This is a genomic window from Shewanella sp. ECSMB14102 (assembly GCF_000813075.1).
GTDB lineage: Bacteria > Pseudomonadota > Gammaproteobacteria > Enterobacterales > Shewanellaceae > Shewanella > Shewanella indica.
Window position 1 is genome coordinate 1 of record NZ_JWGX01000041.1, and the last position, 23,953, is coordinate 23,953.

At 54.1% G+C, this 23,953-nt stretch carries 21 protein-coding genes; 3 read left to right on the forward strand and 18 right to left on the reverse strand.

Going from position 1 to position 23,953, the window contains the following annotated elements:
- Positions 1 to 269 (forward strand): hypothetical protein (locus tag RC73_RS21195; RefSeq protein WP_039035194.1); only part of this gene is annotated, 269 nt, incomplete at its 5' end.
- Between the two features lie 113 nt (positions 270 to 382).
- Here RC73_RS21195 and secA read toward each other — a convergent pair.
- Together secA and RC73_RS13790 are read right to left on the reverse strand one after the other, a co-directional pair.
- The gene (secA, locus tag RC73_RS13785) at positions 383 to 3,106 is read right to left on the reverse strand and encodes a preprotein translocase subunit SecA (protein ID WP_039035249.1); all 2,724 of its coding nucleotides are present in this window, start codon (positions 3,104 to 3,106) and stop codon (positions 383 to 385) included.
- Between the two features lie 58 nt (positions 3,107 to 3,164).
- The gene (locus RC73_RS13790; protein WP_039035195.1) at positions 3,165 to 4,064 is read right to left on the reverse strand and encodes a M23 family metallopeptidase; all 900 of its coding nucleotides are present in this window, start codon (positions 4,062 to 4,064) and stop codon (positions 3,165 to 3,167) included.
- A 28-nt stretch (positions 4,065 to 4,092) separates the two neighbouring features.
- Here RC73_RS13790 and RC73_RS13795 point away from each other — a divergent pair, with 28 nt between their 5' ends.
- Positions 4,093 to 4,545: a DUF721 domain-containing protein gene (locus RC73_RS13795; RefSeq protein ID WP_039035196.1), complete on the forward strand. Its 453-nt coding sequence runs from the start codon at positions 4,093 to 4,095 to the stop codon at positions 4,543 to 4,545.
- An 8-nt stretch (positions 4,546 to 4,553) separates the two neighbouring features.
- Here the strand turns inward: RC73_RS13795 and lpxC are convergent, their stop codons facing one another.
- The 15 genes from lpxC to mraZ all read right to left on the reverse strand — a co-directional run bounded on the left by lpxC (position 4,554) and on the right by mraZ (position 21,466).
- Entirely contained in the window at positions 4,554 to 5,474 is a 921-nt protein-coding gene (lpxC, locus tag RC73_RS13800; protein WP_039035197.1) for a UDP-3-O-acyl-N-acetylglucosamine deacetylase, read from the reverse strand.
- A 178-nt stretch (positions 5,475 to 5,652) separates the two neighbouring features.
- Positions 5,653 to 6,825, reverse strand: a complete 1,173-nt coding sequence (ftsZ, locus tag RC73_RS13805) for a cell division protein FtsZ (protein ID WP_039035198.1) — start codon at positions 6,823 to 6,825, stop codon at positions 5,653 to 5,655.
- A gap of 35 nt (positions 6,826 to 6,860) precedes the next feature.
- Positions 6,861 to 8,096 (reverse strand): cell division protein FtsA, encoded by a 1,236-nt coding sequence (ftsA, locus tag RC73_RS13810; RefSeq protein ID WP_039035199.1) that lies wholly within the window; start codon positions 8,094 to 8,096, stop codon positions 6,861 to 6,863.
- 3 nt (positions 8,097 to 8,099) lie between these two features.
- The gene (locus RC73_RS13815) at positions 8,100 to 8,864 is read right to left on the reverse strand and encodes a cell division protein FtsQ/DivIB (protein WP_144362109.1); all 765 of its coding nucleotides are present in this window, start codon (positions 8,862 to 8,864) and stop codon (positions 8,100 to 8,102) included.
- A 96-nt stretch (positions 8,865 to 8,960) separates the two neighbouring features.
- Positions 8,961 to 10,430 carry a UDP-N-acetylmuramate--L-alanine ligase gene (murC, locus tag RC73_RS13820; RefSeq protein ID WP_039035200.1) on the reverse strand — a complete coding sequence of 490 codons (1,470 nt, stop codon included), beginning with the start codon at positions 10,428 to 10,430 and terminating at the stop codon, positions 8,961 to 8,963.
- Entirely contained in the window at positions 10,427 to 11,530 is a 1,104-nt protein-coding gene (gene murG, locus RC73_RS13825) for an undecaprenyldiphospho-muramoylpentapeptide beta-N-acetylglucosaminyltransferase (RefSeq protein ID WP_039035201.1), read from the reverse strand. Before murG ends, murC begins: the two co-directional genes overlap by 4 nt.
- Complete coding sequence (ftsW, locus tag RC73_RS13830; RefSeq protein WP_039035202.1) at positions 11,527 to 12,744, reverse strand: cell division protein FtsW; 1,218 nt, start codon at positions 12,742 to 12,744, stop codon at positions 11,527 to 11,529. The genes murG and ftsW overlap by 4 nt, the downstream gene beginning before the upstream one ends.
- Positions 12,734 to 14,053, reverse strand: coding sequence for a UDP-N-acetylmuramoyl-L-alanine--D-glutamate ligase (murD, locus tag RC73_RS13835; protein WP_039035203.1), 1,320 nt, complete (start codon positions 14,051 to 14,053; stop codon positions 12,734 to 12,736). The genes ftsW and murD overlap by 11 nt, the downstream gene beginning before the upstream one ends.
- A 6-nt stretch (positions 14,054 to 14,059) precedes the next feature.
- Positions 14,060 to 15,142, reverse strand: a complete 1,083-nt coding sequence (gene mraY / locus RC73_RS13840; RefSeq protein ID WP_039035204.1) for a phospho-N-acetylmuramoyl-pentapeptide-transferase — start codon at positions 15,140 to 15,142, stop codon at positions 14,060 to 14,062.
- Positions 15,143 to 16,519, reverse strand: a complete 1,377-nt coding sequence (locus RC73_RS13845; protein WP_039035205.1) for a UDP-N-acetylmuramoyl-tripeptide--D-alanyl-D-alanine ligase — start codon at positions 16,517 to 16,519, stop codon at positions 15,143 to 15,145.
- Positions 16,516 to 17,985 carry a UDP-N-acetylmuramoyl-L-alanyl-D-glutamate--2,6-diaminopimelate ligase gene (gene murE, locus RC73_RS13850; protein ID WP_039035206.1) on the reverse strand — a complete coding sequence of 490 codons (1,470 nt, stop codon included), beginning with the start codon at positions 17,983 to 17,985 and terminating at the stop codon, positions 16,516 to 16,518. Before murE ends, RC73_RS13845 begins: the two co-directional genes overlap by 4 nt.
- Positions 17,982 to 19,718, reverse strand: a complete 1,737-nt coding sequence (locus RC73_RS13855) for a penicillin-binding transpeptidase domain-containing protein (protein WP_039035207.1) — start codon at positions 19,716 to 19,718, stop codon at positions 17,982 to 17,984. Before RC73_RS13855 ends, murE begins: the two co-directional genes overlap by 4 nt.
- Positions 19,715 to 20,029 carry a cell division protein FtsL gene (gene ftsL, locus RC73_RS13860; protein WP_039035250.1) on the reverse strand — a complete coding sequence of 105 codons (315 nt, stop codon included), beginning with the start codon at positions 20,027 to 20,029 and terminating at the stop codon, positions 19,715 to 19,717. Before ftsL ends, RC73_RS13855 begins: the two co-directional genes overlap by 4 nt.
- A gap of 7 nt (positions 20,030 to 20,036) precedes the next feature.
- Positions 20,037 to 20,978: a 16S rRNA (cytosine(1402)-N(4))-methyltransferase RsmH gene (gene rsmH / locus RC73_RS13865; RefSeq protein ID WP_039035208.1), complete on the reverse strand. Its 942-nt coding sequence runs from the start codon at positions 20,976 to 20,978 to the stop codon at positions 20,037 to 20,039.
- Positions 20,979 to 21,007: 29 nt separating this feature from the next.
- Entirely contained in the window at positions 21,008 to 21,466 is a 459-nt protein-coding gene (mraZ, locus tag RC73_RS13870; protein ID WP_039035209.1) for a division/cell wall cluster transcriptional repressor MraZ, read from the reverse strand.
- Between the two features lie 571 nt (positions 21,467 to 22,037).
- Here mraZ and RC73_RS13875 point away from each other — a divergent pair.
- Positions 22,038 to 22,337, forward strand: coding sequence for a hypothetical protein (locus tag RC73_RS13875; RefSeq protein ID WP_052248197.1), 300 nt, complete (start codon positions 22,038 to 22,040; stop codon positions 22,335 to 22,337).
- Between the two features lie 31 nt (positions 22,338 to 22,368).
- Here RC73_RS13875 and RC73_RS13880 read toward each other — a convergent pair whose 3' ends face one another.
- Positions 22,369 to 23,949, reverse strand: a complete 1,581-nt coding sequence (locus RC73_RS13880; protein ID WP_039035211.1) for a nicotinate phosphoribosyltransferase — start codon at positions 23,947 to 23,949, stop codon at positions 22,369 to 22,371.
- Positions 23,950 to 23,953: the final 4 nt, after the last annotated feature.

Sequence of the window (23,953 nt, forward strand, 5' to 3'; positions counted from 1 at the left end):
ATTCTCATCGGGTCAGGGCTGCGTATTCTACAGAACCCTTTTTCAGCGTCAAGCCCTTTTTTATCTGGTTTCGAGCGAGTGATGATTTTATCTTCACACCATTGAAACCAAGGCTTGTTGCCGCGTTACCAACTTTGAATTTGAACAGATATTTGTTCTCGTTCGCCGTGTCAGTGGGTGCGCATTATAGGGGGCCAAAACTTTTGCGCAAGGGCTTTTTTCAGCATTTTGCGATCTTTTTTGAGGCTCCAGGGTTAGCCACACGTTAAACACTTTTTACCCCCAGAGTTATCCACAATTATGGATTTATGAAGTAAAAAACGACGTTTTAAAAGCAACAAAAAAGGCAATCCGAAGATTGCCTTTAATGACTTACAGTGTGTTAGCTCAGTTTGCCATGACACTGTTTGTATTTTTTACCTGAGCCGCAAGGACAAGGATCGTTACGTCCAACTTTCTCACCATCACGCACAACTGGAGTATGAGCCGCGACTTCAGCATCTTGTTCGGCTTCGTTCAAAGCTTCAGACGTGGCGTGCTGATATTGATGTTGGATCCGCGCTTCTTCTTCACGGCGACGGGCTTCCATTTCATCGACATCCGATTGGGCCTGTACCTGAACCTTGGACAGAATACTGATCACATCGTGCTTGAGTGACTCCAACATCTGCTGGAACAGCTCAAAGGACTCACGCTTATATTCCTGTTTGGGGTTCTTCTGCGCATAACCACGCAGGTGAATACCCTGACGCAGGTGGTCCATGGCAGCCAGGTGCTCTTTCCACAAACCATCCAAGGTTTGCAGCATCACGGCCTTTTCAAACTGACGCAGCACCTCAGGGCCCACCATCTGCTCTTTGGCCTCATAGGCCTTGAGCCAGGATTCGATGATCCGCTCACGCAGGGTCTCTTCGTGCAGGTCTTCTTCTTTGTCCAGCCACTCCTGCAGCGGCAAGTCCAGTACAAATTCCTGCTTGAGTCGCTGCTCGAGGCCGGCAACGTCCCAGAGCTCTTCAACTGACTGTGGTGGAATGTATTGATCGATAACGCCTGTGATCACGTCTTCCTGAATATTCTTGATGGTATCTTCAATGCTTTCGGCATCCATCAGTTCGTTACGCTGAGCGTAAACCACCTGACGCTGGTCGTTGGCGACATCATCAAACTCCAGCAGCTGCTTACGAATATCGAAGTTACGGGCTTCCACTTTGCGCTGGGCATTCTCAATCGCACGAGATACCCAAGGATGTTCGATGGCTTCGCCTTCTTCCATGCCCAACTTCTTCATCATGTTGGCAACACGATCTGAAGCGAAGATCCGCATCAGGCTGTCTTCCATCGACAGATAGAAACGTGATGAACCCGCATCGCCCTGACGTCCGGAACGACCACGCAGCTGGTTGTCGATACGGCGAGACTCGTGACGCTCGGTGCCCAAAATGTGCAAACCACCGGCAGCGACCACAGCATCGTGACGCTCTTGCCAGTCAGCACGGATCTTGGCAATCTGCTCCTCGGTTGGGTTTTCCAGTTCCTCAATTTCCGCTTTCCAGCTACCGCCCAAGACGATATCCGTACCACGACCGGCCATGTTGGTGGCCACGGTTACTGCACCACTACGTCCAGCCTGAGCAACAATTTCTGCTTCTTTTTCGTGGAACTTGGCGTTCAGTACCTTGTGAGGGATCTTTTCCCGATCCAACAGGTTGGACAGCAGTTCAGACTGTTCGATGGAAACCGTACCGACCAATACCGGCTGGCCGCGTTCACGACAACCTTTGATGTCCTGGATAATGGCGTTGTATTTTTCTTTGGCGGTGAGATACACCAAGTCAGCCATATCGTTACGGATCATCGGCCGGTTGGTGGGGATCACTACGGTATCCAGACCATAGATATGCTGGAATTCAAAAGCTTCGGTATCAGCAGTACCTGTCATACCGGCCAGTTTTTCATACTGACGGAAGTAGTTTTGGAAGGTGATAGAAGCCAGGGTCTGGTTTTCATTCTGGATCTTCACGCCTTCTTTGGCTTCCACCGCCTGGTGCAAGCCTTCAGACCAACGACGCCCTTGCATGGTACGGCCGGTGTGCTCATCGACGATGATCACTTCGCCGTCCTGCACAACATAGTCGACATCACGTTCAAACAGGGTGTGAGCACGCAGCGCAGCGTTAACATGATGCAGCAGTGAAATATTGGCGGCCGAGTAGAGTGAATCCCCTTCGGCCAACAGTCCAGCCTGGGTCAGCAGAAGTTCAATTTTTTCCTGACCGCGTTCAGTCATATGAACTTGTTTGGCCTTTTCATCAACACTGAAGTCACCCTCACCGACATAATCGTCCGAGTCTTCTTTATCCTGGCGGATCAGGTTGGGGATAAGTGTGTTGACCTTGATGTAGAGCTCAGAGCTATCTTCGGCAGCACCGGAGATGATCAGCGGCGTACGGGCTTCATCAATAAGAATGGAGTCGACTTCGTCTATCAGAGCATAATGCAATGGCCGCTGTACCCGCTCCTGCGGTGAAAATGCCATGTTGTCGCGCAGATAGTCGAAACCAAATTCGTTATTGGTACCGTAAGTGATATCTGAGTTGTAGGCGGCTTTCTTTTCCAGCTGACCAAGACCGGCGACGTTAACTCCGACTGTCATTCCCAGGAATTCAAACAGTGGGCGGTTGGTGTCGGCGTCACGGCGAGCCAGATAGTCGTTCACTGTAATAACGTGAACCCCCTTGCCGGTCAGCGCATTGAGATAGGCCGGCAGCGTGGCGGTGAGAGTCTTACCTTCACCGGTGCGCATCTCGGCAATGCGGTTGCTGTCCAGCACCATACCACCTATCAACTGCACGTCGAAGTGGCGCATCTCGAACACCCGCTTGGAAGCTTCACGCACAGTGGCAAAGGCTTCAGCCATGATGTCGTTAAGGGTTTCCCCTTTTTCAAGCCGGTCACGGAACTCCTGGGTTTTGGCCTTGAGCTGCTCATCGCTGAGTTGCTCATATTCACCTTCGAGCGCGTTGATCTTGTTGACTATCTTGCCCAGGGCTTTAAGGGTGCGGTCGTTACGACTACCAAATACTTTTGTCAGTAATTTACCTAACATCTGAATCACTTATTCTGTTGTAGGCCAAGCCTCTTACGAGTCTGGCGGCCAGTTCCAATTAACCTGCTTTGCGGTAGACGTACTTCTTGGGATCTATCTGCTGTCCACCCCGCAACACTTCGTAATGCACATGAGGTCCTGTCGAACGCCCAGTGCTTCCCATGGTGGCAATTTTCTCGCCCTTGGCGACCACGTCACCTACAGTTACTGACAAAGCTTTATTATGACCATAGCGGGTGCGCAATCCGTTACCGTGATCTATCTCCACCAACTCACCATAGCCAAACATATTCCCGGCCCATGTCACCACACCACCACCGGTGGCGATCACATCGGCTCCTTCTGTACCCGCAAAGTCTATGCCTTTATGCACAGATCTGCGGCCATTGAAAGGATCATTACGTAAACCGTAGGGCGAGGATAACCAACCTTTGTTGATTGGCCGCCCTGATATATAACGCTCTTCATCTATATGGAGATTGGAAGCCACTGTTTCAAGCAGGGACAACTGAGCATTATTACTATCAATTCCTGATGCCAGCCGATCCATATCGGAGATCAGCTGCTCCAGCTCTATGCTGGTGCCCAGCTCGCTCAGGCCGCCAATACCTACCTCGGCGCCGAAATCGAACTGTTCTTCAAGTTGGTAATTCTGGGCAAGAGTTTGCCCTAGAGCCTCAAGCCGGGTCAGTTTGGCCTGCATTCTGGCGACATGTGCCACCAAGGTTGCCAACTGAGTTTCGGTTGCCTGCTTGAGTTCTTTGACTTGTTTCTGTTGCTGCTCACGAGCTTGGCGCTCGTTGTCGACGTTGGCCTGTTGCGACTCAAATCGCTCGGCGTTGTAATGATAGAGCCCTGTGCCCGCAGCGAGGAGCAATATAGGCAATAACAACCAGCGTTTGCCAGGTTGCCAGCGCGTCACGCCATTCCGACCTTGAATAAAAACTGTTACACTCATAGCCTAATTCAGCCATCTTATTATCATAATGAAGAAGCTCCCTCAGCACCTCAGCCAATTACTGCATCAGTCGGGACGTCTGCCCGATCTGGCCGAGAAAGCGGAGCTTTTGTTGTATCTGAACCAGCATGTCAAACAGCTGCTGTCAGGCCCTGTCAGCGAACAGCTGCAAGTCGCCAATCTGCGCCAAAGTGTGCTGGTTATTGAAACCCCTTCCGCCGCATGGGCCGCCAGGATTAACTTCCAAAAAACCAAACTTCTTGCCCAACTTCAGGCAGAAACGCTCCCAATGCTTACCGCTATTGAGGTTAAAGTCAACCCGGCACTGGCAACATCAGGGGCAAAACCCCAAGTGGTTCACAGACAACTGAGTGAAACCGCGGCTTCACATATCAATGCACTGGCCGAACACACTGACGGTGAGCTGGGCCAGAAACTAAAACGGCTGGCTGCATTAGCCAGCCGTAAAAGGCAGTCCTAGTTTTACGATTAAGCCATCACCACATTGGATGGCATCATAAAGCTGACAGGCACATCCGCTTCTTTTTCGAAGCTGACCAACTCCCAGGCATTCTGCTGTGCAAGCAATGCCCGCACCAGCTGGTTGTTCAGGGCATGCCCCGTCTTGTAGGCACAGAACTCTCCGACTATGGCGTGACCCGCCACATACAGGTCACCAAACGCATCAAGAATCTTGTGCTTAACAAATTCATCCTCATAACGCAGGCCATCGGGGTTGAGGACACGATATTCATCAAGCACAACCGCGTTTTCCATACTGCCACCCAATGCCAGATTGTTGGCACGCAGATACTCGATATCACGCATAAAACCAAAGGTTCTGGCGCGGCTGATATCTTTCACAAAGGCGGAAGAGGAAAAATCCATCACCATATGCTGTTGACTACGGGCAATTTCAGGGTGATTGAAGTCAATAGCAAAATCGACTCTGAAACCTTTGAAAGGTCGCAGTTCAGCCCACTTATCACCGTCTTCAACACGCACTGTGTGCTTGATCTTCAGATATTTCTTGGCCGCTGACTGATCTTTGATCCCCGCGCTTTGCAGCAGGAATACAAAGGGGCTGGCACTGCCGTCCATGATAGGGATCTCGGGAGCATCCACTTCAATAACGGCATTGTCGATACCCAGGCCCGCGAGCGCAGCAAACAGATGCTCTATCGTTGAGATGCGAACACCTTCATCATTAACCAGAGCCGTACACATAGTCGTTTCACGCACCTGCTCCGCCTTGGCAGCAATCTCCACTGCCGGCTGCATATCGGTACGCACGAGTACGATCCCTGTATTGACTGGTGCGGGCTTGATAGTCAAAGTCACCTTATTGCCGGAATGCAAACCGACACCTGTGGTCTTTACTATTTTTTCAACAGTTCTTTGAAAAATCATTTAGTTACCCGTATTCATCTCAACAAAAAGCTCTGCCTAGGACGATAAAATCGACACTCCTCGGGCGCAGCTGGTCGGATATCCTAGCATAAATCGGCAATTTCACAAAAATTTACCTGCCTTCGCTTCCTGGAAACAAAGGGGCTCACCCAATTTACACCCGCGATACCCGCCAGTATCAGTCGGCTTGCTTACGCAAAAACGCCGGAATATCCAAATAATCAAGCTCGTTCTTATGCGGATTGGCCGCAGGTTGGGACGCCGGAACTGCATTGCTCTTATGAGAAACAGGCATAGCAGCTTCTTCCTGAGGCATGTAGGCTTCGACCTTGGGCTCTGGCACAGGTTCCTGACGCGGAGCAGGTTTGGATACCAACTGGATGTCAGGTTTTCTTTCCGATCCTATGCCGGTAGCAACCACAGTAACCCGCAGTTCATCGCTCATTTCCGGATCGATAACAGCACCGACGACCACAGTCGCATTGTCTGAAGCATAAGCCTTGACGTGGTTACCCACAGTCTCAAATTCTTCGATACTCATATCCATGCCGGCAGTGATGTTAACCAGCACGCCACGGGCGCCTGCCAAATCGATATCTTCCAGCAGCGGACTGGCAACAGCCGCTTCGGCTGCTTCTTCAGCGCGGTCTTCACCACGAGCGACACCTGTGCCCATCATGGCGTTACCCATTTCGGACATAACGGTTTTCACGTCGGCGAAGTCGACGTTAATCAGACCGGGACGGGTGATCAGTTCGGCGATACCTTGCACAGCACCCAAGAGCACGTTGTTGGCGGCAGCAAAGGCATCCAGTAATGACGTGCCACGGCCCAATACTTTAAGCAGTTTCTCGTTGGGGATAGTGATCAGCGAGTCAACATGTTTGGCCAGCTCAGTGATCCCCTGATCGGCGAACGCCATACGCTTCTTGCCTTCGAATGGGAAAGGTTTGGTGACCACGGCCACAGTCAAGATCCCTTCTTCGCGGGCAATCTGCGCCACCACAGGTGCGGCACCTGTCCCCGTACCGCCACCCATACCGGCAGCGATAAAAATCATATCCGAGCCCTTGATAGCCTCACGGATATTTTCACGATCTTCTTCGGCTGCAGCACGACCGACTTCCGGGTTGGCACCAGCCCCCAGACCCTTGGTGACATCACGTCCCAGTTGAATAGTGGTGCCCGCGGCAGACTTACGCAGTGCCTGGGCATCTGTATTGGTGGCAACAAACTCAACACCTTCGATGTTGTGTTTCACCATATGTTCGACGGCATTACCACCACCGCCACCGACGCCGATGACCTTTATCACCGCCTCGTCAGAATGAGTATCCATGATCTCAAACATGGTTGAATTCTCCGTATTACCTGCGTTTACGTAAGTTAAAACTCACCTTTAAACCAGCTCTGAACCCGATTCCAGAGACTGGTCACCCCTTGACGCTCGGGTCGTTCAAACTGACGTTCGATAACCCTGCGCGCGCCGTAATGTAACAGCCCAACACCTGTGGAGTAGATGGGCTGATCCACATATTCATACAAACCTTTCACCGGCAGCGGTGATGCCACCCTGACCGGCATGCCGAAAGTGGCTTCGGCAACATCCACAGCCCCTTCAATAGAGGCGGTACCACCGGTCAACACTATGCCGGCGGCAATTTGATCTTCCAGGCCACTGTCCTTGAGTTCCTTGAATACCAACTCGAACAGTTCCTGATATCTGGGTTCAACCACCTCGGCCAGAGTATGACGCGACATGGTTCTTGACGGTCGGCCACCCACGGACGGCACTTCTATACTGTCCTCACGGCTCACCATGGAGCTGCGGGCACTGGCATGCTGCACTTTAATCTGCTCGGCATGCGACAGTGGCGTACGAAAAATTTTGGCGATATCGCTGGTTACCTGGTTGCCGGCCACCGGCACCACGGCGCAGTGACGCAGAGCGCCATTGGTATACACGGCGATATCTGTGGTGCCGCCACCGACATCCACCAGACAAACACCCAGATCTTTTTCATCATTGGTCAGTACCGCATCGGCCGAAGCGATACCGGAAAACACCAAGTCGTCCACCTTGAGGCCACAGCGCTCAACACTCTTGGTGATGTTCTTGGCCATATCATTAGCGCAGGTGACTATATGCACCTTGGCTTCCATCCGCATGCCGGACATGCCGATAGGGCTGCGGATCCCTTCCTGAACATCTATGGCATATTCCTGCGGCAATACGTGCAAAATGCGGCGTTCGGTGGGGATCTTCACCGAACGGGCCGTGTGAATGACGTTGTCCACGTCTTCCTGGGTCACCTCTTCATCATTGATGGAGACCATGCCGTTTTCGTTCTGACAGGCGATATGCTTGCCGGAAATGCTCAAATACACCGAAGACACCTGACAGTCTGCCATCAGCTCGGCCTGATCCAAGGCCCGCTGCACACTGCGCACGATAGAATCGAGGTCGTTAACCCCGCCTTTATCCATGCCGCGTGATGGATGATTACCCAGACCGACGACACTGATTTCGCCATCGGGCAAGACTTCACCTATGATCACAGCGACCTTGGATGTCCCTATGTCCAATCCGACGATCAGATTTCTATCTTGGTTCTTGGTCATTAATTAACGGCTCTCTTCTTGTGCGTCTTCCCAGCCTACAGCCAGACCCGTGTCATAGCGTAGATCCACTCTGGCGACACTCTTTTCCTGTTTAACCAACTCCGGATACACATTGATAAAACGCTGTATCCGCGCCATCTTGTCTTCTCGTCCCAACTCCAGCATGATGCCGTTGCCCAAAGTCGCCTCCCAGGCATGTCTCGGGCTGAGACTCAATCTATCCAACTTAAAGCTGTTTATCCGCAGCAGTTCATCCATCTGCCGAAAGGAGGTCAATACCTCCTGTGCCATAGGTTCAGGTCCCGCCAACCAAGGCAGATTTTCCAGCCCGGGTTGCGGTGGCGCCAGGAACACCTCGCCGTGTTCATTGAGCCATTCATCCTGATTCCAGTGCGCCACGGCGACCTGCTCCTGCAGATAAACCTTCAGCTTGGCCGGCCATTCACGTCGAACCGAGGCCCGGTATACCCAAGGCAGAGCCTCCAGCGCCTGTTGCACCTCGGCCACATCTGCGCTGAAAAAACTGCGCTGCATCAAGTCCTGCAAGGCGCCACGGATTTCTGCATCCGTGGTGTACTGGCGCTCGCCTTTTATCGCCACAGCCTCTATGGGCAAGGCCTCGGCATCATTCAGCACCAGTCCCAGTTTCCAAGCCGCCATGCCGAATGCCGCCAGTACCAACAGCAGAAAGCCAATCCCGCTGCAGAGATACCAATTGACTCCGGCAAGCCTTTCACGGCCCTTGTGCAACCTGTCCTTCAGCGCCATGGTCCTGCCTGTTAGCTTGGCGGAAAACCGGCCATTATATAGGGCTGGTTTTCTTGGTCAAAAGATACTGTTTTCAAGCCATTAAGCGGCGAAAATCTATTCAGAAATCGTATCTTTCTTATCATCACTAAACCCCAGTTTGCTGCTCGCCAACTGGCGCGCCAGGGCCCCTATGTTGCCGGCACCTTGAGTCATCAGCAGATCGCCGTCCTTAAGCACATCCGGTAGTATCTCCTGCAACTGCTCCGGCGTAGCGACATAGATAGGGTCGACCTGACCACGCAATCTGATGCTGCGGCACAGCGCGCGGCTGTCGGCTCCCGCGATAGGTGCTTCACCGGCGGGATAGACCTCCAGCAGCAGCAGACCATCGACCTGAGACAAGACCTCGACAAAGTCCTCGTACAGATCCCGGGTGCGACTGTATCTGTGTGGCTGATAAGCCATCACCAGGCGCTTATTGGGCCAACCGGCGCGAGCCGCCTTGATAGTGGCAGCGACTTCACTGGGATGATGGCCGTAATCATCAACCAGCATCACCTCGCCCTTGGGAGTATCGTAGGCCCCCAAGTGCTGGAAGCGGCGGCCAATTCCCTGGAACTCCGCCAGCGCCTGCACTATGGCGGCATCATCTATATCATCTTCACTGGCCACGGCAATCGCCGCCAAAGCATTCAGTACATTGTGCCGTCCCGGCAGATTCAGCAGCAGTTCCAAGTCATCCCGTCCCTTGCGACGCACGGTGAAACGGCATTGATGCCCTTCCTGGCTAAAGTTGAGTGCCTGCACATCGGCCTCATCGCTGAAGCCATAAGTCACCATGTGGCGACCAATACGCGGCATGATCTCTTTCACCACAGGATCATCAATACAGAGCACGGCCACACCGTAGAACGGCAGGTTATGCAGGAAGTCGACAAAGGTGGTTTTCAACTTCTCAAAATCGCCGCCATAAGTATCCATATGGTCGGCTTCAATATTGGTTACCACACTCACCATAGGCTGCAGATGCAGGAAGCTGGCATCACTCTCATCGGCCTCGGCGATAAGGTAACGGCTATGCCCCAAGCGAGCATTGGTGCCGGCACTATTAAGCAGGCCACCTATTACAAAGGTCGGATCCCGCTCGGCCTGGCCATAAACACTGGCGATAAGGCTGGTTGTAGTGGTCTTGCCATGGGTGCCGGCGATCGCCACCCCATGACGGTAACGCATTAGCTCGGCCAGCATCTCGGCACGGCGCACTATCGGAGTGCGATTGGCTCTGGCGGCCGCGACTTCCGGGTTATCCGCTTTAATCGCGGTGGAAACCACCACCACATCAACGTTAACCACAGCCTCGGCACTATGGCCGATAATGATGCGAGCACCCAGAGCCGCCAAACGTTCGGTCACGGCATTTTCGGCAATATCCGAACCGCTGACCTGATAACCTTCGTTGACCAGAACCTCGGCAATGCCCCCCATGCCGGCACCACCTATGCCAACAAAGTGAATGCGACGCACCCGGCGCATTTCCGGGATCATGGCGCGAAGCTGGGCGTATTTCTCTGCTCTGTTGTTCATCTATTTCCTTTCTCTGCCAGTTCGATACAGACCTGGGCGACTTTATCGGTCGCATCCAGCACGGCGGCCGCTCTGGCTCTTTGCCCCATCAGGGCCAATTCATTTCTATCACTGCCAAGCAGGGCAAGCTTGTTCGCCAGCCTGGGCACATCGACAATCGGTTGCGGCAACAGGAAGGCCGCGCCCGCATCCACCAACACCTGGGCGTTGCGGGTCTGGTGATCATCCACCGCATGGGGATAAGGCACCAACAGGCTGGGTAGACCAACGGCCGCCAGCTCGGAAACGGTTAAAGCTCCGGCACGACAGATGACCACGTCAGCCCAGCGATAGGCGGCTTCCATATCATCGATAAACTCAGCCACTTTGACTCTGCCATCCTGTCCCAGCTGCTGATATTCAGCTTCCACCGGCGCCTGATTGCCCTTGCCCACCTGATGCCAAACCGTCACCGACTGTGACTTGCTGACCTCGGCAACCACGGCCGGCATAAGGTCGTTGAAGACCTTGGCCCCCAAGCTGCCACCGACAACCAAAATTTTCAGCGCATCCTGATGTTGGGCTCTATGCTGCCCACCCAGACTAATAAGTTCCTGGCGAATAGGGTTGCCCACCACTTCAGCCTTACCCGGCTCAAAGGTGTTGGCAAAGGCGCACAGCACCTTGGTAGCGATACGGGAAAGCAGCTTATTGGTCATCCCGGGAATGGCATTTTGCTCATGCAACACCAACGGAATACCACTTAGCTTAGCGGCAACGCCGCCCGGGCCGCTGGCAAAGCCGCCCATGCCCAACACCACATCTGGCCGAAATTCGCGGATAACCCTGCGCGCCTGGATAATTGAGCGCAGCACCTTGAAAGGCGCTGCCAGCTTGCGCACTATGCCGTTGCCACGCACACCTTTAATATCAATAAAATCTATGTCAAAGCCGTGCTGAGGCACCAAACGCGCCTCCATCCGGTCGGCGGTACCCAGCCAACGCACCTGCCAGCCCTGCTGTGCCAAGCGTCTGGCCACTGCCAACGCCGGAAAAACGTGACCACCGGTACCACCGGCCATCACCAAAATACGTTTGTTATTCACATTATTACCTTTCATGACTTCAGCCTCCCCTGTACCGCCTGGATCAGGCTGAGACGCCGCTCATGATCTATCCGGATCAGCATCATGACCGCAGCCGTCATCACCCAGAGGCTACTGCCGCCATAGCTGATAAAGGGCAGTGTCAGCCCCTTGGTCGGCAAAATGCCGATACTGGCGCCCACGTTCACCACGGTCTGGAAACAGATCCAGATCCCTATGGCGTAGGCCAGATAACCTTCAAATGCCCGGTCCATGGCCAAGCATTGGCTGCCGAGACGAATCGCCCGCAGCGCAACGAAAAGTAGCACCGCCAGCACGGCAACTATGCCGATAAACCCAAGTTCTTCCCCTATAACGGCGAAGATAAAGTCAGTGTGCGCCTCCGGCAGGTATTCCAGTTTCTGGATACTGTTGCCAAGCCCCTGACCAAACCAGTCACCACGGCCATAAGCCATCAGCGACTGAGTCAACTGGTAACCACTGCCGAACGGATCCTGCCAGGGGTCGAGGAAGGAGGTCACCCGCCGCATCCGGTAGGGCTCCAGCAACACCAAAGCCACAAAGGCCATGACCCCGGTCAGGATCAGCGCAAAAAAGTCCAGCAAACGGGCGCCGGCCAAAAATAGCAGCCCGACCGTGCCAACAAACAGCACCACTACAGTCCCCAGATCCGGTTGCATCAGGATCAAGAAGGCATAGACGGCAAAAACCGCAATCGGCTTGTAAAAACCCTTGGCGTTTTCACGCACTTCCTGATGCCGCCTAACCAGATAACCGGCCATGTAGACCGCAAAAACAAACTTGGCTATCTCGGCCACCTGAATTCTCACCGGCCCCAGCGACAGCCAGCGTGTCGCGCCGTTTACCGTGGTGCCTACTGCCAGCACGGCTACCAACATGACTCCAACCAGCAACAGCATCAGCGGACTCAGTTGCTGCCAGCGCTGCATCTCTACCTGCAACACCACTGCGGCGATCACCACGCAACCCGCCAAATAGAACAGATGCCGGGTCACAAAGTGAAATGGATTACCTGTCAGACTCTGAGCTTCCGGCATGGAAGCCGACATCACCATCACAAAGCCAAAGGCGATCAACGACAAAACGGCAAGCAGCAAACGCCGGTCATACAGTTGCATGCCCTGCGATTGCTTTTCACCGAACCAGTCGGACCAGCGCCACTTGAGGCTGGTTCCAAACAGGTTGAGTTGTCGCTCATCACTGCTCATCCAGTGCCTCCACCAGATGGCGGAAATCATCGCCCCTGGCCATAAAGTTGCTGTACATATCCAGGCTGGCACAGGCCGGCGACAACATGACTATGTCTCCGGAACTCGCCAGCTCGGCGGCCTTACTCACGGCTTCCGCCATGGAGCCAACCTTGATGGCGCCCTCTTTCAGGGCCGCTATCTTGTCACCGTCTCGCCCCAGGGTGATTAGGTGAGTCACAGAGCCCAGCGCATTGGCAAGCGGCCGGAAATCAGCCCCTTTACCATCACCACCGGCAATCAGGATCACATCGCCGAGATAGTCGCTGAGTCCTTCGAGCGCAGCCACGGTAGCGCCCACATTGGTGGCCTTGGAATCGTTGATCCAGGTGGCACCATTTTTGACCGCCACCAGTTCACATCTATGCGGCAGGCCTTTAAACTCGCGGGCCACTCTGGCCATGGCTTCCTTATCCACTCCGGCCGCATCGGCCAACGCCATGGCGGCCAGCAAGTTGGCGTGGTTATGGCTACCAAGCAGCGCCACATCCAACAGATTCATGATTTCACTGCTGCCGTGGAAAATCTTACCGTCGGTGATCCCCCACTCATCCCCCTCGGGGTTGCCCAGGCCAAAGCTATTGTTGTTCATGGGTGACATGGGCTGAGTCTGCGGATCATCCCGGTTGAAAATCGCCAGTCGACTCAGTTCATAGAGCCGCAGTTTGGCCTGACGATAGGCTTCCAGATCGCTGTATCTATCCATATGGTCTTCAGAAATGTTCAGGCAAGTGGACGCCAAACATTTAAGACTATGGGTCGTTTCCAACTGGAAACTGGATAACTCCAGCACATAGTGACTGACGTTTTCGCCCAAAAGCTCCAACGCCGGTACCCCTATGTTGCCGCCGATGGCAACCTGCTTGCCGCCGGCTTTGAGCATTTCACCGACCAGGGTCGTTACAGTTGACTTACCATTGGAGCCGGTAATCGCCAGCACACATGGGCCCTTGTCAGCGATGGCGCGAGCAAACAGCTCCACATCGCCAATCACTTCTATGCCCATATCCAGAGCCGCTCTTACTTCTGGGGTATCCATGGGGATCCCGGGACTGATGACGATCTGCTCAGCCTGCACCAGGCCACGGCAATCAAAACCACCGAAGCAAAACTCCAGATCCGGAAATTCATTTTTCAGCGCCTCGGCACCGGGAGGATTACGGCGGCTGTCCATCACCATAGGGGCATGCCCCTGAGCCACCAGATAGCGCACCACAGACAAACCTGTGGCCCCCAACCCCAACACTATGTGCGAACAGCGACTCATCATGACTGCTTACCTCAACTTCAGGGTGGCTAATCCCAGCAGAACCAGGAACAAAGAGATAATCCAGAAGCGCACTATCACTCTGGGCTCGGGCCAACCTTTCAATTCATAATGGTGGTGTATGGGTGCCATACGGAAAATCCGCTGGCCCCGCAGCTTATAGGATCCAACCTGAAGGATGACTGACAAAGTCTCCATTACAAACACACCACCCATGATCACCAGCAAAATCTCCTGGCGTACCAGTACGGCCATGGTGCCGAGCGCAGCCCCCAGTGACAGCGAGCCTACATCACCCATAAACACTTGAGCCGGATAGGTGTTGAACCACAGGAAACCAAGACCGGCACCCACTATTGCGGTACAGACGATCACCAGTTCACCGGCTCCCGGCAGATGTGGAATATGCAAATAGCCGGCAAATTGCGCGTGGCCGGAGAGGTAGGCAATAAGCGCAAACGCCGCCGCGACCATGACGGTAGGCATAATCGCCAAACCATCGAGGCCGTCGGTCAGGTTAACCGCATTGCTCGAACCCACTATGGTGAAATAGGCCAGCACCACAAAAAACAGCCCCAACTGCGGCATCACATCCTTGAAGAAAGGCACTACCAATTGAGTTTCACCGGGCAAGGCCGCGGTAGCGTAGAGATAAAAGGCCACCGCAATCGCCGCCAGCGATTGTAAAATGTACTTCCACCTGGCTACCAGCCCCTTGGGATCCTTACGCACCACCTTGCGATAATCATCAAGGAAGCCGATAAGGCCAAAGCTGCCCAGAACGAATAACATCACCCAGACATAGCGGTTACCGAGATCGCCCCACAGCAGGACACTGATAAAGATCCCCGCCAGCACCAGTAATCCACCCATAGTTGGGGTGCCACGCTTACTGAAATGTGACTCAGGGCCATCGTTACGCACCACCTGGCCTATCTGCAAAAGCTGCAAACGTTCAATCAACTTGGGCCCCCACCAGAGTGCGAAGCTGAGGGCGGTCAACAACCCCAGAATGGCTCTGAAGGTCAAATAGGAAAACACGTTAAACCCGGTATAAAACTGGGTTAGATACTCCGCCAGATACACCAGCATCTACACTAACTCCCCACGCCCGAAGGCTGATTTAAGGGCCTCGACCACACGTTCCATACGCATGCTGCGTGAACCCTTGACCAATACAGTGACACTCCCTGGTAACTGATTGATATATTCGATTAAATTTTCCACCAAACGCCCTTGGGTATCCAGATGTTCCGTACCAAACCCCTGGCTGGTGTTCTGGGTTAATTGACCGCAGCAAAACAGGGCATCTATCCCGGCCTCCCGGGCATACTCACCCAGCTCGCGATGCAAAAGGGGGGCATTGTCGCCTAATTCCCCTAAATCGCCCAGTACCAGAATGCGATTTCCGTGAATTTCGTGAAGCCAGTTGATCGCCGCCTTGACCGAAGCCGGATTGGCGTTGTAGCTATCATCGATCAGCTGCACCCGCCCAAGCTCTGTGGGCAACATGCGTCCCTTGACCGGCTGCATCTGTTGCAAGCCGGAGATAATACTTTCCATATCCAGGCCCAGCGCCAGGCAAACCGAAGTTGCTGCCAGGGCGTTAGCCACCTGATGTCGTCCGGCCAGCGGCAACACCAGCGGATACTCCTGCTGCTGCCAGCAAAGAATGCAGCGATAACGCCCCGAGGCATCGGCCTGCAAATCTTTGGCTGTCAGTTCGGCTGCTGCGTCAATGCCATAGCTTAACTGACGGTAGCCTAACGCAGCCTGACGCATTACCTCGGCGTATCTGTCATCGGCATTGATAATGGCACAGCCGTCCGCGGCCAAGTGATTGAAAATCTCGGATTTGGCCGCCGCCACACCGGCCTCTGAGCCAAACCCTTCGAGATGGGCGCTGGCGACATTGTTCACCAGGGCAACATCCGGGCGCACTATGGCCGAGGTGTAATCAATTTCACCCTTGTGATTGGCGCCAAGCTCAAATACCGCATATTCGTGTTCAGGCTCCAGCCGCAAGGCAGTCAGCGGCACGCCTATGTCGTTGTTGAAGTTACCGGCGGTGTAGAGCACCTTGGCATATTGCGACAATATAGTCGCCAACATCTCCTTGACGCTGGTCTTGCCGTTGGAGCCGGTCAAGGCAACGCACTTGAGTGAAACCAAACTGCGCACCATGGTCGCCAGTTGTCCCAGGGCCTGATGAGGGTCGGCCACCAGTAGCTGAGGCACATCGAGTGCCAATTCACGGCTGACCAGGAGCGCTACGGCGCCATTTTTGACCGCCGTTGGCGCAAACTCATGGGCGTCGAAGCGCTCTCCCTTGAGGGCGATAAACAAACCTTTGGTGCCTATATCGCGGCTATCTGTGCTGACACTCTCAATCAACTGCTCTGCGGCAGTCGCTGGAATCAACTTGGCATTCAGCGCCGTGGCTATCTGTTGCAGAGTTAAAGGGATCATGCCTTGCCTCCGCTAAGTTCCAGCGCCAAGGCCCGCTCATCGTAGTGATGACGGCTTCCGGCAACTTCCTGATAGGTTTCATGCCCCTTGCCGGCCAGCAAAATCACATCTCCAGCCTCGGCCTGGGCGCAAACCTGTTTAATGGCTGTCGCCCTATCGACACAGGAGAGTGCCGCCTCGGGGCGAGTCAGCCCGGCCATGACTTCATCAATGATGGTTTGTGGCTCTTCGCTGCGAGTATTGTCGCTGGTGACCATCAAGCGGTCGGCAAAAGCCTCGGCAGCGCGGGCCATCAGCGGCCGCTTGCCCCTGTCACGATCGCCGCCGCAGCCAAAGACACACCAGAGGCGGTTGTCGGTATGCAGCCGCAGTGCCTTGAGCGCTTGCTCCAGCGCATCCGGGGTGTGGGCATAGTCCACCACCAGCGAAAAACCTTTTCTCGACGGGAAACACTCCATCCGTCCGGGCACGGGTTTCAGAGCCGGTGACAGCGACAGCAGCTTTTGCAGCGGATAACCCATGGCATACAGCGCCGTCAACGCCGCCAACAGATTGGAGAGATTGAATTCGCCCAGCAGCGGGGTTTCCAGCACACCTTTACCTTCCGGCCAGTGGATCTCGGCGCGTACGCCCTTGGCGTGATATTGAGGGTTAACAGCAATAACTGCCGCTCTGGGATCTTGCTTAATGCTATAGCCGAGCAACTTGGCCTTGGGTAATTCCTCAAACCAAGCCTGTCCTGTGGCGTCATCCAGGTTAATCACAGCGTGTTTGAGACTGGCAAACCGCATTAGCCTCAATTTGGCGGCGGCATAAGCCTCCATAGTCTGGTGATAATCCAAATGATCCCGGCTCAGGTTGGTAAACACCGCCACTTCAAAGGGCGCGGCTTCTACCCGTCCCTGCACCAAACCGTGGCTGGATACTTCCATGGCACAGACGCTGACATCCATCTGCTCAAAAGCCTTGAGCTGGGCCATTACGGCTAAGGCATCACTGGTAGTATTGGTCGCTTCCTGGAGTTCCCCCAGCAAACCGTTCCCCAAAGTGCCCATGACACCGGCCTTTTCGCCGAGCAAAGACACCCACTGGGCGATTAGCTGGCTGACGGAAGTCTTGCCATTGGTGCCGGTAATCCCCACCAAACGTGGCTTGGCCGCGTGAATGCCATAGAACTGGGCCGCCAGCGCCGATAGCTGCCGACTCAGTTGAAAAAAATAAATGGTTAAACCTTGCTCCCGCTCTACCTTGCCGTGGGCATCCGGATCGTCCGTATGCAACAAGGCAGCCGCGGCTCCCTTGTTGAAGGCGGCGGCAACATACTCCCGACCATCGGCCTGATGTCCGGGAACGGCCACAAAAAGGCCACCTTCAACTACTTTCCGACTGTCGAGACAGGGCTCGGCCACCGCCTCCGCGCCGGAGTAATGAAACCAGGGAGCCAGCAGATCCCGCAATAACATCATTCTGCTCTCCTAGGTACCTGAGCCAGTTGTACGCGAGCATCATCACTCACAGGCTCCACATTCAACATCTGCAACGCGCCGGACATCACCTTGCCAAACACAGGTGCCGCCACCACGCCGCCGTAATATCTATCCCCTTTGGGCTCGTTGATCACCACCACCATGGCGAGCCTGGGGTTGTTGGCCGGCGCAACACCGGCAAACAGGGCGACATAATCATCGCCATAGCCACCGGCTATCGCCTTACGACTGGTGCCCGACTTACCGGCAACCGGATAGCCCTCAATATGAGCCCGGGTACCTGTGCCGCCCTTCTCGGTCACGCCCACCAACATGTTGATCACATCGCGGGCCACGTCCGGGGCTATCACCCGGGTGCCTTCCGGCGGTTGCTTCAGTTTAAGAATCGATACCGGGTAAAGTATGCCGCCGCTGCCCAGAGTGGCGTACATTCGCGCCAACTGCAGCGGGGTGGCTGTCAGACCATAACCAAAAGATAGAGTCGCCCGTTCAAAGTCAGACCATCTGTGTCTGTCCTGCACCAAACCGGCACTCTCGCCGGTCAGGTTGATCCCTGAATAGTTGCCGAGCCCCATGGACTGATAGGTGCCCAGCAGTTGCTGCACCGGCATTTCCAGCGCCAACTTACTGATCCCCACGTTACTGGACTTGATCAAAATCTTCGCCAATGACATATCGCCATAGTTGCGGACATCCCGCACCTGCCGGCCACCAATACGCATCCAACCGGGTGATGTCGGGATCAGCTCATCATTCTTGACGATCCCGGCCTCCAACGCTGCCACCACCACAAAGGGTTTCACCGTCGAACCGGGCTCAAAGGTGTCTGTCAGGGCGCGGTTACGCATCCTGTGGCTCTGCAGGTTTTCCCGCGAGTTGGGGTTATAGGAGGGAGTGTTGACCATCGCCAGCACTTCGCCCGTGTGTACATCCAGTACCACCACGGAACCGGATGTTGCCTGGTTCATTTCGGTGGCACGCTTGAGCTCACGGTAAGCCAACTGCTGAATACGCTGATCTATGCTGAGCACCAGATCGTTGGGACTCTCGCCCTCCTGGATGATATCCAGCCGCTCAACCACCCGGCCGTCACGGGACTTGCGCACTTTCTGTTTGGAGGGAGTGCCTGTCAGCCAACTATTGTAGGTGTTTTCAATGCCTTCGATGCCGACATCATCGATATTGGTGATCCCGACCAGCTGAGCACTGATCTCGCCAGCCGGATAGTAACGGCGTGACTCGGACTTAAGGTAGATACCGGGTAGCTTCAGCTGCTCGATATAGTGCGCGACCGCCGGGGTAACCTGGCGCTTGAGATAGGTAAAACGTTTCCTGGGGTTGGACTGCACTCTGGCCAGCAACTCATCCAGCGGCTCGTGCAATACATCGGCCAGCGCCCGCCAGCGGCGCATGTCATTGAAGCCATCCTTGTCGTGAACCACCTTGGGGTCGGCGTAGACGGCACGCACCGGCACACTGACGGCCAACATCTCGCCGTTGCGGTCGGTAATAAGCCCTCTTTGCACCTGGTTGGAAGTGGTTCGCAAAGTGCGCATATCACTCTCATGACGCAGTTTTTCCGGCTCTATTACCTGAATGTAGGCAGCGCGTCCCACCAGTGAGACAAACAACAGACAAACAAAAGCCACCACCACCTGCAGTCGCCAGTGGATCAGTTGGGGCTTTTGAATCCTTTTAGCCTGTTTTCTCATGGAAGTCTCACTACCACCTCTTCATTGGGTAAGGGCCTTATCATGTCCAATTCCTTGGTCGCTATCCGGGTTATCCGGCTATGCTCAGCCTGCGACTGCTCTTCCAGCAACAGGTTGCGCCATTCGATATCCAAGCGATCCCTTTCCTGTAACAGCTTGTCCAACTCACTGGTCTGGGTACGACTGATGTGGCTGGTATATACCACGGCAACCGCATTCCCCAACACCAGCATGCCCAGCAAAAGAATCCATTTGTGCTGCCAAAGATCCCGCAGCACTATGCGCGCCAGATTGAGTTGCGACTTACTCACCGCCACCTCAGTAGGGCAAACGCTCGGCAATTCTGAGTACAGAACTGCGGGCCCGGGCATTAACGGCAATCTCTTCATCCGACGGTTTCATCGCCTTGCCTATGGGCAACAACTGCCGTGAGCGGTTGAGCTCGGCCTCAGTCACCGGCAAGCCGTAAGGCACTTCCTCGCCTTTGCTGTGACGGCGGATAAAGCGCTTCACCATGCGATCTTCAAGAGAATGGAAGCTGATGATCGACAGTCGGCCCTTGGGCGCCAGTACCTTCAATGCACCTTCCAGCGCCTGATCTATCTGATCCAGCTCGCTGTTGATATAGATACGAATCGCCTGAAACACCCGGGTTGCCGGATGCTTGTTACGTTCTTTGTGTTTGGTGATCCTTTCGATCAAGCCGGCCAAATCTTTGGTGCGTAAAAACGGTTTTTCATCACGGTCAGCGGCGATGCAACGGGCAATATGGCGGGCATTTTTCTCTTCACCATAGGTCTTGAACACCCAGGCCATATCTTCGACTTCGGCCCTGGCGAGCCACTGTGCCGCCGTTTGCCCCTGACTGTTATCCATCCGCATATCGAGTGGGCCATCACGCAGAAAACTAAAGCCACGTTCGGCATCGTCCAGTTGCGGCGATGACACACCGAGATCCAGCAAGACGCCGTCTATCTTGCCCACTAGCCCAAGTTGCTCAACATAGTCGGCCAACTGGCCGAAACCGCCATGAACTATGGAGAAACGCGGGTCATCGGCGAACTGTTTCGCGGCTTCAATGGCCGCCGGGTCTCTGTCGATGGCGATCAGTCGTCCTTGAGGCCCCAGGCGGGCAAGGATCTGACGTGAGTGTCCACCCCGACCGAAAGTACCGTCGATATAGATGCCATCTGGGCGGATATTGAGCCCGTCTACCGTTTCTTGAAGCAGGACAGACAGGTGGGCAAAGTTTTGGCTCATCACTCTCTTCTTTAATCTGGTCTCACTCATCAGAGTGAGAAATCGGCCAGCCGCTCACTGGCGGTCAATCCCTGGCTCTTAATCATCTCCAGGCTGTCGGCCAACTGCTGCTGCCAGACCTGTTCATCCCAGAGTTCGAATTTGTTCAACTGCCCAACCAACATGGTCTTCTTTTCCAAGGAGGCATATTGTCTGAGCGGCGGAGTCAACAAAACCCGGCCATTGGTATCCAACTCACATTCCTGGGCATAACCCAGCATCAGGCGTTTCATCGCCCGCTCCTGCGGTTGGAAATCAGACAAGCCGAGCAGTTTGTCGGCAACTTTGTTCCATTCGTTTACCGGATAGATCAACAGACAGGGAGATTGGATATCCACAGTAATCACCAGCTTGCCCTGATGATCGGCATGCAGAGGCTCGCGGTATCGCGTTGGCATAGCGATCCGCCCCTTGGCATCCAGATTCAAAGCACTTGCGCCGGAAAACACTTGGTTTCATCCTTGTTCAGTTAATAGATCCACAAATATCCACAAATTCCCACAGATGCTAAGTTTAGGGACAGTCAACAAGGATTGTCAAGCAATGCAAACTCGAATAAAGCCAGTCACCAAGCGGGTTAGCAGCGTGTCACAACATTTTTTACATTAGCGAATTCCAAGTGGCAAAAAGTGGTGCAAACGCACCTGTCAGGGGAAAATTTCGACACAGGCCAGGAAGATTTTCACAGTGAAAAGAGATGATTGTGGAGAAGTTTCCCAAAATTGAGCATGTGAGTAATACGATCCAGCGCAAACTTTGTCATGGCTCCAAGAACCCAGAACAAAACACTAAAGGCACAGAAAAGCAGATTTACCCCTTATAACCTAAAGCCGTCAGGTCATTCGGCGAACCGCTATTGTGAATGCAAAGAAGCAATTTATTCTTACCCCAAAAGCCCAAGGAACCAGAAACAACAATAACAGTCTAAATTTTAAACACTCCTGGCCGATAAAAGGATATAAGGCTTACAGACAATGCGGTGTTCAACTAAAAAAACACCGTTAAATCAGGGGGGACATCATGGGATTAGACAGCATTTACGCCATGTTGGCACGCCCGGTCAAAGCGGTATTTCAGCCCAAACGCGAAGTGGAGCAGGTCAAGACCAGCTCAGCTATAGCGCCCGACAGCCACGAAGCCCCGCAATCGCAACTGCCTCCCGAGATAGACAAACGTGAAAGAATCGGCGATCGCCGCAAAGAACAAAAAGGCTTTGCCCGCGAGCGGCGCAAACATAACCGTCGTAGGGAAGATGAGGCAAAAAATGAATCCAGGCCTCAAGAAGAAGGCAAGGGTCAGATCATAGATATCGATGTCTGACCCTGCCCACTGGGGCCATTGAATCAAGGCTTCACAGCTGCGCCGCCACCCGTTGACGTATCTCGGCCAGATTGGTTTCGCGAAGCAGTTTGCCATCCTCATAAACGGTTTGCAGCAGCCCCTGAGTTTCTTCAGTCACCGAAACATCGTCTCTCAGCACCAGCTCCCCGTCTTGCATAACCACTTGCAGTAGCCCTTTGGCGGAACGCTTTTGGTTATCTGTCTTGGGCGCCTTGAAAATAGCCAGCGGCTCGCCGTCTTTTATCACATGAGTCGCCTTGACTGCCGAGCCATGGGTATCCCGGGTGACATACTGATAGCTGTATGAGCCAATCCCCAGCACGACTTTGGAAGCAAAACCTTTATCCATTAAACGCTGCAGTATTTGTCGTTGGCGCTCAAGCGTGATGGCATCGCCATAGATGGCACCCACATGGCTATCCAGTAGCTTGTAACCCTTGTCGGTCAAGGTGCCACCAAAAATGTCCCACAGGCACTCGATAAGCCCCTTCACCTCGCAGGCCATCAGGATTTGACGCTGCAGACCGATAAACTCACCATACCAACTTATCGCCTCATAACCGCTATCGGCCGCCTTTTGCAAGGCTTCATCCAGGCCGCATTCGCGGATAAGTGATTCAGGCGCCAGCTTATAACCGCTGAGAATGGTCACAGGATCACCGGAATCGGGACGGATAACCAGGGTGCCGTCACGCTCGAGGATCTCCTGCTTGAGTTCAGGTAAGTATTGAGTCACCAGAGTCCAGAAATCCCAGGTATCGGACACCACACTGAGGATCCCCTTGGGAGACTGGGTCTGCATCAGATAACGGAAGAAGGCGATCTCCCCTTCGAGGATCCAGGAACAGGTCACCGAGTGCTCGGTGGCATCCACTGAGGCGCCAACCAACTCCTTATCGACATCGGCACCATAGTACTTCTCGGCAAACAGCACCGCCGGAATGGTGTCGGTTCCAACAAAGCCGCTGGCCAAATGGCCAAAACCACTCATGGCGGCGGCCTGCTTACCGAACATGCCGCGAAAACTGAAGTCATGCCCCTGAAACGCTATCATCTCGGCGGGCAGGCCTGTCTTATCGGCGAACTCTTTAAAGGTACGCAGGTAAGCAACGGCCGTGGTGGCACTGGTTTGTATCGGCCAGTTTTCACAACTGAGCACAGTTTCTATCATGTTGGTCAGCCAGGGGAAATCCGGATGGGTGTTGACTATGGTCAACGGCGGCACCAGATAAGGCACCAGAGTGCCCTCTTCCAGCGCCTTGATCCGCAGCGGTAAATACCCAAGGTCGTGGAGTTTTTCCAGATAAGAGACATCAACGCTATACCCCAGCATGGCACTGAGTATGCGCTTATGGGCGGCCACCGCCTGCGCCTTGGGCTGACGAAAGAAGCTGTCCCACTCCTCCATCAAATAGCTCTTGATAAAATACTGCAGTCCAATAAAAGCGACCTTGTCATTATCCATTATGTTGGCATTGCGACCGCTGCGGGAAGTGAAGTTGGCATACACCTCTGTCACCTGAGGATGATAGGCGCGACCATGAAACTCTTTGTAGACATCCTTCTGCATTGAGGGGGCGATGATACTCATAATA